This is a genomic window from Rhodococcus yananensis, from assembly GCF_020515525.1.
GTDB lineage: Bacteria > Actinomycetota > Actinomycetes > Mycobacteriales > Mycobacteriaceae > Rhodococcus > Rhodococcus yananensis.
Genome location: NZ_JAIYEP010000011.1, coordinates 16,186 through 31,253 on the forward strand (window position 1 = coordinate 16,186; position 15,068 = coordinate 31,253).

The following is a 15,068-nucleotide window of genomic DNA, read 5'->3' on the forward strand; positions in this document are numbered from 1 at the left end:
CCGGAAGACCTCTGGCGCGACGCCGCACTACCTCGTCACGAAAGGGCGTACGTGGCAGCCACCGACATCCACACTGCTGGTTCACAGGACGAATCGGCCCCCGTTGCGGACGCTCCGGGCGCCGGCGCTACTGCGAACACCGCGGCTCCCGCCGCGAAGGCACCGGCGAAGAAGACCGCAGCGAAGAAGGCTCCCGCCAAGAAGGCCGCGGCGCGGAAGGCTCCTGCCAAGAAGGCCGCGGCCAAGAAGACCACCGCGAAGAAGGCTGCAGCGAAGAAGAGCGCCAAGGCCACCGGCGAGGACTTCGAGGGCGGCGCCGCGGAGCTCGAGGACATCGATGTCTCGGAAGGCGATCTCGCCGACGCCGAGGAGGTCGTCGTCGAGGACGAGCCCAGCGAGAAGGACAAGGCCTCGGGCGACTTCGTCTGGGACGAGGAGGAGTCCGAGGCCCTTCGACAGGCCCGGAAGGACGCCGAACTCACCGCGTCCGCCGACTCGGTCCGCGCCTATCTCAAGCAGATCGGCAAGGTCGCGCTGCTCAACGCCGAGGAGGAGGTCGAGCTCGCCAAGCGCATCGAGGCGGGGCTGTACGCCACCTTCCGTCTGCAGGAGCTCGCTGCGAAGGGCGAGAAGCTCCCGGTCGCGCAACGTCGCGACATGAACTGGATCTGCCGCGACGGCAATCGCGCCAAGAACCATCTCCTCGAAGCCAACCTTCGCCTGGTCGTGTCGCTGGCCAAGCGGTACACGGGACGCGGCATGGCCTTCCTGGATCTCATCCAGGAAGGAAACCTGGGCCTGATCCGCGCGGTCGAGAAGTTCGACTACACGAAGGGCTACAAGTTCTCCACCTACGCGACATGGTGGATTCGGCAGGCGATCACGCGCGCGATGGCCGATCAGGCGCGCACGATCCGCATTCCCGTCCATATGGTCGAGGTGATCAACAAGCTCGGTCGTATCCAGCGCGAGCTGCTCCAGGATCTGGGCCGCGAGCCCACCCCCGAGGAACTCGCCAAGGAGATGGACATCACCCCGGAGAAGGTGCTGGAGATCCAGCAGTACGCCCGGGAACCGATCTCCCTGGACCAGACCATCGGCGACGAGGGCGACAGTCAGCTCGGCGACTTCATCGAGGATTCCGAGGCCGTCGTCGCGGTCGACGCGGTGTCGTTCACGCTGCTGCAGGATCAACTGCAGTCGGTCCTCGAGACCCTGTCCGAACGCGAGGCCGGGGTGGTCCGGCTGCGGTTCGGGCTCACCGATGGGCAACCACGCACCCTCGACGAGATCGGGCAGGTGTACGGGGTCACCCGCGAGCGCATCCGCCAGATCGAGTCGAAGACGATGTCGAAACTGCGGCATCCGTCCCGGTCCCAGGTCCTGCGCGACTATCTGGACTGAGATTCCGACCGGCCGGACTGAGACTCCGACCGGCCGGACTGAGACTCCGACCGGCCGGACCGAGATTCCTGTCGTGAGGCCACCCGGACTTCCCGGGTGGCCTCACTGCACGCGGAAGCGCCCTCGGGCTACAGGAGTTCGTCGTCACCGTCCGGTGGCGACGTCGGTTTCTCCCGGAGCGCGGGCACAGTTCGGCGCATGACCGGCTCGACGGCACGGGACGCGACCGGGCCGACCACGGCGGTGATCATCACGTACGCCGATGCCAGGGCAGCGAGTTCCGCGTCGACGTGCCCGGACGTGACGGCGAGTCCGGCGATCACGATCGAGAATTCGCCGCGCGCGATGAGCGCGACACCCGCCCGTGCACGCCCCATGATCGCGATGCCGTGTCGTCCCGCCGCGATCCATCCGGTGGCGACCTTGGTCAGTGAGGTCACCACGGCCAGCAGGATCGCCCAGCCGAGCACCGGCGGGACGAGTGTCGGGTCGGTGTTGAGACCGAAGAACACGAAGAAGATCGCGGCGAACAGATCCCGCAGCGGTTCGAGGACGCGGGCCGCGTCGTGCGCCGTGGACCCGGAGATCGCAATGCCCAGCAGGAACGCACCGACCGCGGCCGACACCTGCAACGCCGAGGCGATTCCGGCGATGAGGAGTGCGGCACCGAGAAGCTTCAGCAGCAGCGTCTCGCGATCCGGACTGTCCAGGACCAGCGACACGTACCGACCGCATTTCAGGACCAGCACGAGCACGACGGCGACGAGTCCCAGCGCGATCGCCACGGCCTCGAGTCCGCCCAGCAGGGACACCCCAGCCAGGATGGCCGTCAGGATCGGCAGGTAGACGGCCATGGCCAGGTCCTCGAAGACGAGGATCGACAGCACGACCGGCGTCTCACGGTTACCGAGCCTGCCGAGGTCGCCGAGTACCTTCGCGATGATGCCGGACGACGAGATGTACGTGATGCCGGCGAGCACCAGCGCACCGACCGGACCGAGTCCGAGCATCAGCGCGAGGATCGCTCCCGGCGCGGCGTTGAGTGCGAGGTCGATCAACCCGGCGACACGCGAGCGCCGCAATCCGTTGACGAGTTCACCGGGGGTGTATTCGAGTCCCAGCAGCAGGAGCAGGAGCACGACACCGATCTCGCTCGCGAGGTGACTGAACTCGCTGATGTCGCCGAGTTGGATGAAGCCGCCCTTGCCGAAGCACAGCCCACCGATGAGATAGAACGGAATCGGTGACATCCCGAATCGCGCCGCGAGTCGTCCCAGCGCACCGAGCGTGAAGAACACCGCTCCCAGTTCGATGAGTGCGAGGGTGGTGGTGTCCATGGGCCCGGATCAGCCGTTGCGCAGGATCCGCGTGGCCGCGTCGAGTCCTTCCACTGTGCCGACGGCGACGAGGATGTCACCTCCGGTGAGAACGTAGTCGGGCGCCGGGGACGGACTGACCTGGCCGGCTCGCATCACGGCGACCACCGACACGCCGGTGCGCGTGCGCATCGCGGTGTCACCCAACGCTGCGCCGTCGAACCGCGAGCCGTCGTGGATGTGCAGTTGGCGGGTGATGATGCCCGGCAACTCCCGGTGGTCCTCCTGCAATTGCGCGACGAGCTGCGGAGCACCGAGCAGATTGCTCAGGGTGGCCGCTTCTTCCGCCGTCAACGGCAACGATGCCGCGCACGCATCGGGGTCGGTGGCTTTCGAGATGATCAGATCGGAGTGGCCGTCGCGGTGGGTGATCACTCCGATGCGACGACCGGACGCCAGTCGGAAATCCTTGCGTACGCCGATCCCCGGAAGCGGCGTCACATCGACGTTCATACCGCAAGGGTAGGACCGCGGCACCGTCGCCCGCATGTGGTGGGCCGACAATCTCGGACACTCGCGGACACCCCGGTCACGTGTCCAGGCACGCGACCGGCGGGAAGCGACCATCGGCACCGGGACGGTAGTCGGTGACGGCGACGACCGCGTCCGACGGCAGAGGTCCGTACAGGTGCGGGAAGAGCATGGACTCCGGATCCGACGGCACTCCCGGTTCGAACCGCACCTCGTCGTCGAGCACTGTCGCGTCGACGTGCAGCACGACCAGATCGGTGCGGCCTGCGAACAGCCGGTTCGCGGGCAGGTGGACCTGTTCCGGGGTGGACAGGTGTACGAAACCCACCTCCGTCAGCGACGGCGGGGTGACCGCGCCGGATGTGCGGGCACGGTCCCAGTCCTCGCGGGAGCAGATGTGCAGCAGGGGCCCGGAGCCGTCATCGACGTGATTCATGGTGCCAGTGTGGCCCTTCGTGCGCAGCGCCGGACCGAATGTCCTCACCGCACCTGGCGACGCGCTGCGCTGTGAGCGAACACGTCGAAGCGTGTCGGATTCGACGGCGTACGAAAACCGCACGTCAGACGGATGCCGGTTCGGTGATCGTGAGTCGGAACACGAATGAGCGGGAGTGGGAACAACACGGGAACGACATTCGTCTGTAAGAGTAGATCCACCGCGCCACCCCGGCGCGGCGGACCAGACCCCAGGCGACCGTTGTCCGTGGTGGCCAGTTTGGAGGAGTCATGCCCGGTACGTTGACCAGCCCGAAGTTGACCGCCGCCGACAGGTGCGATCGGTGCAGTGCCGCCGCTCGTGTCCGAGCCGTCCTTCCTACCGGTGGCGAACTGTTGTTCTGCGGTCACCACGCCCATGAACACACGGACCGTCTCCGTGAACTCGGCGCCACGATCGTCACCGACTCCGACGACGCCTCCGTGTGACCCGTCGCCGCGGGCCCCGATCGGTCCCGCGGCCTTCAATCGACACGGACGACCACCTTCGCGGGTGGTCGTCCGTTTTCTCGTCACAGGACTTCGCACCGCCGGACCTCTCACCACCGGACGGACGAACTCCCTCTCCGCCGGTCACCAGCTGCGCAGGATCGCGATCCGGTCCCGGAGTTGCTCGGCGCTCGCGAGCGCGGTCGGCGGTCCTCCGCACTGCCGGCGCAGTTCACCGTGAATGACACCGTGCGGCTTGCCCGTGCGGTGATGAACGACCGCGACCAGCGAATTCAGCTCCTTGCGCAACTGCGGGAGCACATCGGCCGCCGCGACCCGTTCTGCGACCCGAGGCGGCGGCGCCGGCGCCTCCTTCGGCCGGTCGAGTTGTTTCGCCTGACGCTGCCGGAGCAGCGCCCGCATCTGCTCGGCGTCGAGCAGACCGGGTAGGCCCAGGTAGTCCGCTTCCTCGTCGCTACCGGAGAACGTGGCGGTGCCGAACGAGGACCCGTCGTAGATCACCTGGTCGAGTTCGGCGTCGGCACCGAGAGACGTGTAGGCCTTCTCGTCCTCACCCGGTTCGTCCTTGCGACGGTTCGCGTCGGCGAGCAGTTCGTCGTCGAACCCCTCCTTGACCCGATGCGGCTTTCCGAGAACGTGATCGCGTTGTGTCTCGAGTTGGCTCGCCAGCTCGAGCAACACCGGCACCGAGGGCAGGAACACGCTCGCGGTCTCACCCTTACGCCGCGAGCGCACGAACCGGCCGATGGCCTGGGCGAAGAACAGCGGTGTCGACGCACTCGTCGCATACACCCCCACCGCGAGCCGCGGCACGTCGACACCCTCGGAGACCATGCGCACGGCCACCATCCACCGTTGGGTGCCCTCGCTGAACTCCGAGATCCGCGAGGACGCGGTCGGATCGTCGGAGAGCACCACCGCCGGTGCCTCACCGGTGAGTCGTTCGAGCGTCTTCGCGTACGCGCGCGCGACGGTCTGGTCGGTGGCGATCACCAGTCCCCCGGCGTCGGGCATTCCACCGGCCCGCAATTGTTCGAGCCGCGTGTTGGCCGCACCGAGCACCGCCGGAATCCAGTCGCCTTCCGGATCGAGGGCGGTCCGCCATGCCCGGGCTGTCTGTTCCGCGCTCAACGGCTCCCCGAGCCGGGCCGTGAACTCCTCGCCCGCGTTCGTCCGCCACCGGGCCTCCCCCGAGTAGGCGAGGAACACCACGGGCCGGACGACACCGTCCGCGAGCGCATCCGAGTAGCCGTAGGCGTGGTCCGCGACGGATTGCATCAGCCCTTCGTCGTTGGGCTCGTAGTCGACGAACGGAATCGCGCTGTCGTCGCTGCGGAAGGGCGTTCCCGTCAACGCGAGCCGCCGGGTCGCGTCGCCGTACGCCTCCCGGATGCCTTCGCCCCAGCTCTTGGCGTCGCCACCGTGGTGGATCTCGTCGAAGATCACGAGGGTCCGTCGTGCCTCGGTGCGCACCCGATGCTTGAACGGGTGTGACGCCACCTGTGCGTACGTGACGACCACGCCCTGATAGTCGCTCGACGTCTGACCGGTGGAGTTGGTGAAGTTCGAGTCCAGGGCGATTCCGGCCCTGGACGCCGCCGCCGCCCACTGGTGCTTCAGGTGTTCGGTGGGGGCTACCACGGTGATCTGGTCGACCGTCCGGTCGCGGAGCAGCTCCGACGCGACACGCAGCGCGAACGTCGTCTTTCCCGCGCCCGGCGTCGCCACCGCCAGGAAGTCCCGGGGGCGGGTCGCGAGGTACTTGGTCAGGGCGCGACGCTGCCAGGCACGCAGCTGTCCCGCCGGGGCGGAGGTCGTAGCTTGTCCGACGGTTTCGGTGCTCACCGGTTCTTCGTGCTCCTTGTCCGCTTCACTCCCGGTCGACGACGATGCGCATCCGCTCGATCGCCGACCGCCCTGCAGCCTATCGCCTCCGCTCACCGATCCATGCGCCGAACCGCCGCATCGGCCCCACCCGCCGGGCGTGGCACAATCCGACGGCGGGAAACCGCGGGCGCACGCGCACCCCGGCGTGTCGTCAGGAATGCTGGAAGCACATGAACACGACCTCCCCCGTGCACAGACCCCGCGGCCGCCTGCGCCGCGGCATCTCGGCGTGCACCCGGGTGGTCGGGCACACCGCCGAGTCGGCGTGGGACCACTCGATCTTCAGCAAGGCCGCGACCGCCGCGTTCTGGCAGACGCTCTCGTTGCCACCGCTGCTCCTCGGACTCCTCGGAAGCCTCGGCTACGTGGCCGGATGGTTCGGTCCCGACACCGTCGACATCGTCATGTCCAAGATCGTGACGTTCACCCGGACGGCCTTCAGCGACAGCGTCGTCGACCAGATCATCGCACCGACCGTCGAGGACGTCCTGGGGCGGGGTCGCGCGGATGTCATGTCCCTGGGGTTCGTCCTGTCGTTGTGGGCGGGCTCGTCGGCGATCTCCACGTTCGTCGACTCGATCGTCGAGGCGCACGGGCAGCAGGACCATCGTCACCCCGTCTGGCAGCGGGTGTTCGGGCTGTTGTTGTATGTGATGTTCCTCGTCCTCGCGGTGTTCACCCTGCCGCTCGTCGCGCTCGGCCCGACGATGATCGGCAGGTTGCTGCCCCACACCTGGTACGCGGTCGGCGAGCGGGTGCTCGACACCTTCTACTACCCTGCGGTGCTGCTCCTGCTGCTCGTCGGCCTGACCACGCTGTACAAGGTGGCGCTGCCGAGGTCTCTGCCCTGGCACCGTCTGCTCGGCGGCGCGGTGCTGGCCGGTGTCTTCTTCGTCCTGGCCAGCGCGGCACTGCGCCGGTACCTGACGTGGATCACCGATCACGGCTACAGCTACGGCGCGCTCGCAGCACCGATCGCGTTCCTGCTGTTCACGTTCTTCCTCGGATTCGCCATCATCATCGGTGCGGAACTGAACGCGACGGTGCAGTCGTTCTGGCCCGCGCGCGCCACCAGGATCGAGCAGTGGCGCGACTGGCTCGCCGCGCAGGCCGACAAGCAGCCATCGCCCGAACTGGGCCCGGTCACGAATCTGACCAGGCGGATCACCCTGGCCAGCCCGATCCGCCTCACCGACCTCCTCAAACCCGACGACCCGCCGTCTCCGAGCTGCCCCATCGACGGACATCATCGCTGTGACGACCCCTCCGACGAGGGCTGCTCCGCGCGCGACTCGTGTCCGAGGTCCGAACCGCACGACGACGCGGCCGGGGAGACCACCCCGGCCGCGGACGGCGTGCCGTCACACCGCGACGGGCCTCCCCCGTCGCAGTCGCGTCAACCGGATCAGGCGCCCGGTCGGAGCCCGTCGTAGACCTTCTTGCACTCGGGGCACACCGGCGAGCCCGGCTTCGGCGAACGCGTCACGGGGAACACCTCGCCGCACAGAGCGACGACGTGGGTTCCCATGACCGCGCTCTCCGCGATCTTGTCCTTCTTGACGTAGTGGAAGAACTTCGGGGTGTCGTCGTCGGTGCTCTGGTCGGTGGTGGTATCCGGCCGTTCCTTGATATCGGTGCTCACCGTTCCATGATGCCGCACGAAGTGCCCGGACCGGTATGCGCATTCCGGGCACGGTGCGTCTCGGGCGATGTGTGTTTCGGGCAATGTGCATTTCGGACGACGGAGTGGGAAGGTGAAGGGTATGGCGAGAACTCCTGGTTTCGGTGGATCCTCCGACAGCGGATCGCCCGACAACCCGGTTCTGATCACGGAGGCCGCCGAGTCTCTCGAGGACCAGCACCGAGCGCGGGTCCGCAAATACATGACGCTGATGGCATTCCGCATCCCCGCTCTGATCCTGTCCGCCGTCGCGTACGGCGCCTTCCAGAACCCGTGGATCTCGATGGCCATCATCGGCGCGTCCATCCCACTTCCGTGGATCGCGGTCCTGATCGCGAACGATCGCCCGCCGCGGCGCAAGGACGAGCCGAGCCGGTGGGACGGTCGCCGCGACGGACTCGCGGCAATCGAGACGAACCGGCGGGGTGTCATCGAGGGCTGACGTCGTCCCCGATCGGCGTGCCGACCGACCTCGACCGGGCCGGATACCCGGTGCGGTCGCGGTGCGGCGATAATGCACGCGTGGACCGCGACCTGCTCCTGTCGATCTGCCCGTCACTGCGCACCGCGCTGACACGCTGCCGATACGACATCGACACCGTACGAGACCTGCTCGGCCCCGACGCGCACAGCGCGCTCGGCCGCGGCGAACCCGTCGCCGCCCGCCGCGCCACGCGTGGGGCCGGTGACCTCGGCGTCCTGGTGCGCTTGTTCCTCCTGCAGGACACGTGCCCGGTCGACGCGGTGGCCGAGGCACTCCTCCCCCTCACGGTGCCCGATGCGATCGCCGCGGGACTGCTCGAACCCGACGGGGACGGAGTCCGCACCGCGCTGGATCTCCGCCCGTTCGACGCGGGCAACGGGAACCGCTGGGTGCTGTCGGATCTCGACGGCGCGTTACGTCCCGCCGCCACCCGCGAGGATCACGTCCTCGGGGTGGGGCAGGCCTCCCTGTCGCTGCTGCAGGCGACACCCACCGATCCGGTCGGCTCGGTGCTCGATCTCGGCACCGGGTGCGGTGTGCAGGCGGTGCGCGCCGCGGACCACGCGGCCACGGTCACTGCCACCGACATCAACCCCCGCTGCCTGACCCTCGCCGCCGCATCCGCCGCGCTCAACGAAGTCGACATCGAGTTCCTGACCGGATCGTGGTTCGACCCGGTCCGAGGACGCCGCTTCGATCGGATCGTCGCGAATCCGCCGTTCGTGGTGAGCAGCGGTCGCGTCGAACACAGCTACCGGGATTCCGGTCTCGATCTCGACGGCGCGAGCCGGTTGATGATCTCGCAGGCCACCGACCACCTCGAGATGGGCGGAACCGCCGCGATGCTCGCGTCGTGGGTGCACGTCGCCGGTGAGGACTGGCGGAGTCGGGTCGCGTCGTGGCTGCCGGCGCACGGTGTGGACGCCTGGATCGTGCAGCGTGACGTGGCGGATCCCGCGCTGTACGTGGGGACGTGGCTGCGCGACGGCGACGCCGATCAGCGTGACCCGGCGGTCGCCGAACGAGCCGAGGCATGGTTCGACCACTTCGCCCGCCACGACGTGGAGGCCGTCGGGTTCGGGTTCGTGTATCTGAGGCGGACGGGCGAGCCCTCCGATGTGCTCGCCGAGGACCTGCGGCACGCGTTCACCGATGCGCTCGGCGACGAGGCGATCGACTATTTCACGCGACTCGACTGGCTCCGCGGTCGCGACGTCCTCACCGAACGGTTCCGGGTACGCCCCGACACCGCACTCGAACGTGTCTGTCTGCCGTCGGAGGAGGGGTGGAAACAGGTGGTGGCGCGGGTGCACCGCGGCGGCGGACCTGCCTGGCAGCACGAGGTCGACGATCTCGCCGCCGCGCTCCTCGGAGGCATCCGCCCGGACGGACTGCCCCTCGGGGACCTCGTCGAACTGCTCGCGGCGGCGCACGACGAGGAGGCCGACGCGCTCGCTGCGCAGGCGGTCACGCTCGTGCACGGTCTGGTGCGGCACGGGCTCGTCGAACCGGCCTGACCCGCACCGCCGCCGTTCCCGACGGAACCGTCGTGGTCGATCTCTCAGCAAGTTCTCAGGCGGCCTCACCGTTTCCGCAGGTCAGAGGACCGTCGTTCAGGAACGGTCGGGAACTTTCCCGGACGCGCCGAGCGTTGAACCGTGTGAGACACCACCGCTGAGGAGGCACGTCATGGCACGACCCGACACATCCGCTCGCTTCGATTCCGACCTCGACGGTCAGAGCCCCGCCGCTGACCTGGTCCGCGTCTATCTGAACGGCATCGGCCGCACAGCGCTGCTCACCGCAGCCGACGAGGTGGAGTTGTCCAAGCGGATCGAGGCGGGCCTGTACGCCAAGCACGTGCTCGAGACGAAGAAGCGGCTCTCCCCCGCCAAGAAGCGCGACCTCGCGATCATCGTGCGCGAGGGGCAGGCCGCTCGCAGTCACCTGCTCGAGGCCAACCTGCGTCTCGTCGTCTCGCTCGCGAAGCGCTACACCGGACGCGGCATGCCGCTGCTCGACCTCATCCAGGAGGGCAACCTCGGGCTGATCCGCGCGATGGAGAAGTTCGACTACGCCAAGGGCTTCAAGTTCTCGACCTACGCCACGTGGTGGATCCGTCAGGCGATCACCCGCGGAATGGCGGACCAGAGCCGCACGATCCGGCTTCCCGTCCACCTCGTCGAGCAGGTCAACAAGCTCGCCCGCATCAAGCGGGAACTGCACCAGCAGCTGGGCCGGGAGGCCACCGACGACGAGTTGTCGGCGGAGTCGGGCATCCCCGTCGAGAAGATCACCGACCTGCTCGATCACAGCCGCGATCCGGTGAGCCTCGACATGCCCGTCGGCAACGACGAGGAAGCACCACTGGGCGACTTCATCGAGGACGCCGAGGCCACGTCCGCCGAGACCGCGGTCATCGCCGGCCTGCTCCACAGCGATGTGCGTAGCGTGCTCGCCACCCTCGACGAACGCGAGCAGCAGGTGATCCGTCTGCGGTACGGGCTCGACGACGGGCAGCCGCGCACCCTCGACCAGATCGGCAAGCTGTTCGGGCTCTCCCGCGAACGCGTCCGCCAGATCGAGCGGGAAGTGATGTCCAAGCTCCGCGAAGGTGACCGCGCCGAACGCCTTCGCGCCTACGCCAGCTGACCGGGCGCGTCAGCTACAGCGATCCCCGAGAACCGGGCTGGGTTCTCGGGGATCGTGCCGTCAGGGCCGACCCGGCGTCTCCCCCGGACTTCACCCCAGGCGACGGGGCCCCAGGTCGAGCGGATGCGGTTCAGGACCGATCCGCACGTGCGCATCGGTCAGCTCCGCGCCCGTCGGCGACGCCAGCACCGGCTCGCACGCCAGGGCACGGACCTCCGGCAGGTCGTCGGCCAGCGCGGAGATGCGCTGCACGAAATCGACGAGTGCCGCTCGGCTCGCCGGCGCCGAGTTGCGGTAGCCGGTCAGCAGAGGCGCCGCCTTCGGAGCCTCGATCAGTTCCACGGCCTCGTCCTCGGTCAGCGGCAACACCCGATACGCGCGGTCTCCGAGAAGATCCGAGATCACACCGGCGACGCCGAACGAGATCAACGATCCGAACGACGGGTCGTCCTGGACGCGGATCGCACACCCGATGCCCTTCGTGGCCATCTTCTGCACGTGCAGCAGCGGTTCACCGGACACCACCGCGAGATCGCGATAGGCGGCACGCACCGAGTCGGCGTCGACGAGATCCAGGCGCACTCCGCTCAGATCCGGCCGATGTCGCCACTGCGCACCGGTCGCCTTCACCGCCACCGGAAAACCGATCTCCGCGGCAGCATCGACGGCCTCGTCCTCGGTGGTGACCGCGCGGAACTCCGCGACGTGCACGCCGTAGCACGCGAGAAGCACCGCGGCCTCGGTGTCGGACAGGTACCGGCCGGCGGGTGTCGTGGCGAGCCAGCCCTCGACGAGCGCCCGCGCCCGTTCCGGATCGATTCCCGACGGGCGCACGACCTGCGAGACCGGTCGCGAACGCCACTTCGCGTAACGCCACGCACGAGCGAGCGCCGTCGCCGCGCGTTCCGGGCCAGGGTAGGACGGGACCGAACCGCGCACCGGGTTGCCCGCCTCGTCGCGGACGGCGAGCACATCGGGAATGCCCTCGGTCGCGAGGAAGGTCGTCACGACCGGTTTGTCGGTATCGGCCACCGCTTCCCGCAGCGCCTCCGCGTACGGCTCGACGGTCACCGCGACCGGTGGAACGAACACCGCGATCACCGCGTCCACGTCCGTCGCCGCAAGTGCGCGGGACACCGCGTCGGCGAACTCCTGCGGCGTTGCCTGCGCACCGAGGTCCACGGCCTCCGCGGGGTGCAACCCCTGACCGCGTGCGGCGTCGACGGCGAGAACCCCCAGCGCGGTCGAGTTGCCCACCACCGCCACCCGCGGCCCACCCGGAAGCGGCTGATAGCCGAACAGCAGCGCGGAATCGAACAGTTGCGCGATCGACTCGACCTGCACGACACCGGCCTGTTCGAACAGATAGCGGACGATGGTGTCGTCCATCTCACCGGGTCGGGCCGCGTGTGTGGGGGGTACGGCGTGCCGCCCGCTCTTGACCGCGACGATCGGCTTGTTGCGGGCGACACGCCGCGCGATCCGCGAGAACTTGCGGGGATTGCCGAAGCTCTCGAGGTACAGCAGCACCACCTCGGTCGCCGGATCGGTGTCCCAGTACTGGAGCAGGTCGTTGCCGGACAGATCGGCGCGGTTGCCGGCGGAGACGAACGAGGACAACCCGACACCGGTCTTGGCTGCCTCGTCGAGGATGGCGATGCCGAGGGCGCCGGACTGGCAGAAGAACCCGACGTTCCCGGCGGTGGGCAGGACCGGTGCCAGCGTGGCGTTGAGGCCGATGGCCGGATCGTTGTTCGCGACGCCGAGCGCGTTCGGACCGATGAGCCGCATACCGTGGGCGCGGGCGGCCAGCGCGAGCCGTCGCTCGGCGTCACGACCCACCGGTCCGGTCTCACCGAATCCCGAGGAGACCACGAGCAGTGCCTTGACGCCCTTGTCGAGACAGTCGTCGAGAACCGCGTCGATGGATTCTGCGGGGACCGCCGCGACCGCGAGGTCGATCTCGTCCGGGATGTCCCGCACGGTCGGGTAGGCGCGAACCCCCCGTACCGACCGGTGCTCGGCGTTGACCGGATACACCGGTCCGGTGAATCCGCTGCGGAGCATGTTGACCAGTACCGCGTTGCCCACCTTACGACTGTCCGTGGAGGCACCGATCACCGCGACGCTGCCCGGGCTGAGGATGTTGCGGACACTGCGGGCCTCGGCAGCGCGTTCGCGGGCGTTGCGTACGGACACGAGGGCCTCGGTCGGGTCGATGTCGAACTCGAGGTGGACGACCCCGCCCTCGAAGCTGCGACTGACCTGATAGCCGGCTTCCCGGAACACGGTGATCATATGGCGGTTCTCGGCGAGGACCTCGGCGACGAACCGTCGCAGACCGTTCTCGGCGGCGGCACCGGCGAGATGCTCGAGGAGGATCGGTCCGAGCCCCCGACCCTGGTGCGCGTCCGCGACGGTGAACGCGACCTCGGCGGAGAGCCCGTCGCCCTCGTCCAGTCCTTCGTACCGTCCGACAGCGATGATCTCACCGCCGAGCAACGCCACGAACGCGACACGACGATGGTGGTCGACGACCGTGAAGTTGAACAGGTCGCGCTTGGAGATCGTCGGGTACGGACCGAAGTACCGCAGATACCGGGTGCGTTCGGAGAGCCGACCGTGGAAGTCGACGACCAGATCGGCGTCCTCCGGCACGATCGGCCGCAGATGTACGACCCCGCCGTCGGAGGCGAGAACGTCGGCCACCCAGTGCCGCGGATAGTTCCGGGCCTGGTCGAGCGCACGGTCTCGGGCGGGATCGCCCGTCGACACCTCCGACGGTGCGGCGCCCGCCGTACCCGAGTGCGGTGGGGTGTCCGACGCACCCGACGGCGCCGGTCCGGAGTGGCCGGGTGCACTTCCCGAATCAGTCACGAGGATCCTCCGGGTCGAGGCCGAGGAGCGGAAAGCACGCCCGGCGGGTGGCGATGATCGCGGAATCGATGCGGACGAGAGCTCGGTCGAGCGAGGCGACACCCGTTTCGGGAGTTCCCCCCGGCCCGTCCCACGGCAGGTACGACACGTCACCGTCCTCGCCCATCGTCGTCGGCAGGTCGACTCCCGGGGCCATCGCCGCGACGCGTTCGCGCCACTCGTCGGGAACCGCTGTGCCGGGCTCGATCTCGCGGTCGAGTGCCGCGGCGATGAGGTGGGACCACGCGCGGGGCACGACCCGCACCAGCCCGTATCCGCCGCCTCCGACGGCGAGCCAGCGTCCCTCACAGTAGCGGTCGGCGAGGTCACGCATCGCGAGATAGGAGGCGCGTTGCCCGTCGACGGTCAACGACAGGTCCGCGAGGGGGTCCTCGCGGTGACTGTCTGCGCCGCACTGGCTGACGAGGATCTGCGGGCGGAACGCGGCCACGGCTCCCGGGACGATCGCGTGGAATGCACGCAGCCACAGGGAATCCACCGTTCCGGGCAGGACCGGCACGTTGACGGCGGTGCCCTCACCGGCACCGGCGCCGACCTCGCTGGACCAACCGGTGTTGGGCCACAGGGTCGCCGGATGCTGGTGGATCGAGATGGTCAGGACGCGGGGGTCACCGAGGAACGCGTGCTGCACCCCGTCGCCGTGGTGGGCGTCGACGTCGACGTAGGCGATCCGGTCGAATCCGTTGTCGAGCAGCCAGGAGATGGCGATGGCCGCGTCGTTGTAGACGCAGAATCCGGCGGCCCAGTCGGCCATGGCGTGATGCATCCCACCGCCGATGCTGACCGCGCGCCGCGCGCGGCCAGCAGCCAGCTCGCGTGCCGCCGCGAGGGTTCCGCCCGCGAGGATCGCGCTCGCCTCGTGCATCCGGGGGAAGATCGGGTTGTCCTCGGTGCCGAGTCCGTGGGCCGTGTCGGGTTCGGCGGTGTCGGCGGGAGCGGATCCGGCTCGTTTCACGGCGTCGATGTAACCGGGGGTGTGGATTCTGAAGAGGTCGGCGTCACCGGCAGGTTCGGGCCGCACCGTCTCGACGCCGTCGAGCAGTCCGAGGCCGTCGGCGAGCGCCATGGTCAGGTCCAGCCGCGTCGGATTCATGGGGTGCGTCGGTCCCCAGCGATAGTCGAGGTAGTCGGGACTCCACACCACCACACGTTCGCCGCTCGAGTGTGTCGAACCGTCTGTCGCGGTGGAGCTCGTGGTCATGCCCACAGACGCTACTTGCCCACCGGGTGC

13 protein-coding genes are annotated in these 15,068 nt (G+C 68.7%); 6 read left to right on the plus strand and 7 right to left on the minus strand.

Translation table 11 applies throughout. The features are described from left to right. The first annotated feature begins 51 nt into the window (after window positions 1-51). Entirely contained in the window at window positions 52-1,404 is a 1,353-nt protein-coding gene (locus LDQ05_RS04630; protein ID WP_226435717.1) for an RNA polymerase sigma factor, read from the plus strand. A gap of 128 nt (window positions 1,405-1,532) precedes the next feature. Here the strand turns inward: LDQ05_RS04630 and LDQ05_RS04635 are convergent, their stop codons facing one another. The 3 genes from LDQ05_RS04635 to LDQ05_RS04645 all read right to left on the minus strand — a co-directional run bounded on the left by LDQ05_RS04635 (window position 1,533) and on the right by LDQ05_RS04645 (window position 3,687). Continuing rightward, the gene (locus tag LDQ05_RS04635; protein ID WP_226435718.1) at window positions 1,533-2,741 is read right to left on the minus strand and encodes a cation:proton antiporter; all 1,209 of its coding nucleotides are present in this window, start codon (window positions 2,739-2,741) and stop codon (window positions 1,533-1,535) included. A gap of 9 nt (window positions 2,742-2,750) precedes the next feature. Beyond that, on the minus strand, window positions 2,751-3,233 hold the full coding sequence (locus LDQ05_RS04640; RefSeq protein ID WP_226435719.1) for a cation:proton antiporter regulatory subunit: 483 nt from the start codon (window positions 3,231-3,233) through the stop codon (window positions 2,751-2,753). 76 nt (window positions 3,234-3,309) lie between these two features. Next, window positions 3,310-3,687 carry a DUF952 domain-containing protein gene (locus LDQ05_RS04645; protein WP_226435720.1) on the minus strand — a complete coding sequence of 126 codons (378 nt, stop codon included), beginning with the start codon at window positions 3,685-3,687 and terminating at the stop codon, window positions 3,310-3,312. 290 nt (window positions 3,688-3,977) lie between these two features. Here LDQ05_RS04645 and LDQ05_RS04650 point away from each other — a divergent pair, with 290 nt between their 5' ends. Next, window positions 3,978-4,175 carry a DUF7455 domain-containing protein gene (locus LDQ05_RS04650; protein ID WP_226435721.1) on the plus strand — a complete coding sequence of 66 codons (198 nt, stop codon included), beginning with the start codon at window positions 3,978-3,980 and terminating at the stop codon, window positions 4,173-4,175. A 144-nt stretch (window positions 4,176-4,319) separates the two neighbouring features. On the opposite strand, the gene LDQ05_RS04655 is transcribed toward LDQ05_RS04650, so the two are convergent. Further along, entirely contained in the window at window positions 4,320-6,041 is a 1,722-nt protein-coding gene (locus LDQ05_RS04655) for a DEAD/DEAH box helicase (protein WP_226435722.1), read from the minus strand. A 212-nt stretch (window positions 6,042-6,253) separates the two neighbouring features. On the opposite strand from LDQ05_RS04655, the gene LDQ05_RS04660 reads away from it, so the two are divergent. Continuing rightward, on the plus strand, window positions 6,254-7,516 hold the full coding sequence (locus tag LDQ05_RS04660; protein ID WP_226435723.1) for a YihY/virulence factor BrkB family protein: 1,263 nt from the start codon (window positions 6,254-6,256) through the stop codon (window positions 7,514-7,516). Here LDQ05_RS04660 and LDQ05_RS04665 read toward each other — a convergent pair. Beyond that, entirely contained in the window at window positions 7,489-7,725 is a 237-nt protein-coding gene (locus LDQ05_RS04665) for a DUF3039 domain-containing protein (RefSeq protein ID WP_226435724.1), read from the minus strand. The genes LDQ05_RS04660 and LDQ05_RS04665 overlap by 28 nt on opposite strands. Window positions 7,726-7,846: 121 nt before the next feature. Here LDQ05_RS04665 and LDQ05_RS04670 point away from each other — a divergent pair, with 121 nt between their 5' ends. From LDQ05_RS04670 to LDQ05_RS04680, 3 genes are all read left to right on the plus strand, one after another. Then, the gene (locus tag LDQ05_RS04670) at window positions 7,847-8,206 is read left to right on the plus strand and encodes a DUF3099 domain-containing protein (protein ID WP_226435725.1); all 360 of its coding nucleotides are present in this window, start codon (window positions 7,847-7,849) and stop codon (window positions 8,204-8,206) included. Between the two features lie 80 nt (window positions 8,207-8,286). Continuing rightward, on the plus strand, window positions 8,287-9,765 hold the full coding sequence (locus LDQ05_RS04675; protein ID WP_226435726.1) for a DUF7782 domain-containing protein: 1,479 nt from the start codon (window positions 8,287-8,289) through the stop codon (window positions 9,763-9,765). 172 nt (window positions 9,766-9,937) lie between these two features. Beyond that, entirely contained in the window at window positions 9,938-10,900 is a 963-nt protein-coding gene (locus tag LDQ05_RS04680; RefSeq protein ID WP_226435727.1) for a sigma-70 family RNA polymerase sigma factor, read from the plus strand. 90 nt (window positions 10,901-10,990) lie between these two features. Here LDQ05_RS04680 and LDQ05_RS04685 read toward each other — a convergent pair whose 3' ends face one another. Then, entirely contained in the window at window positions 10,991-13,675 is a 2,685-nt protein-coding gene (locus LDQ05_RS04685; RefSeq protein ID WP_226435782.1) for a bifunctional acetate--CoA ligase family protein/GNAT family N-acetyltransferase, read from the minus strand. Window positions 13,676-13,769: 94 nt separating this feature from the next. Beyond that, complete coding sequence (locus LDQ05_RS04690; RefSeq protein ID WP_226435728.1) at window positions 13,770-15,038, minus strand: acetoin utilization protein AcuC; 1,269 nt, start codon at window positions 15,036-15,038, stop codon at window positions 13,770-13,772. Between the last annotated feature and the right edge of the window lie 30 nt (window positions 15,039-15,068).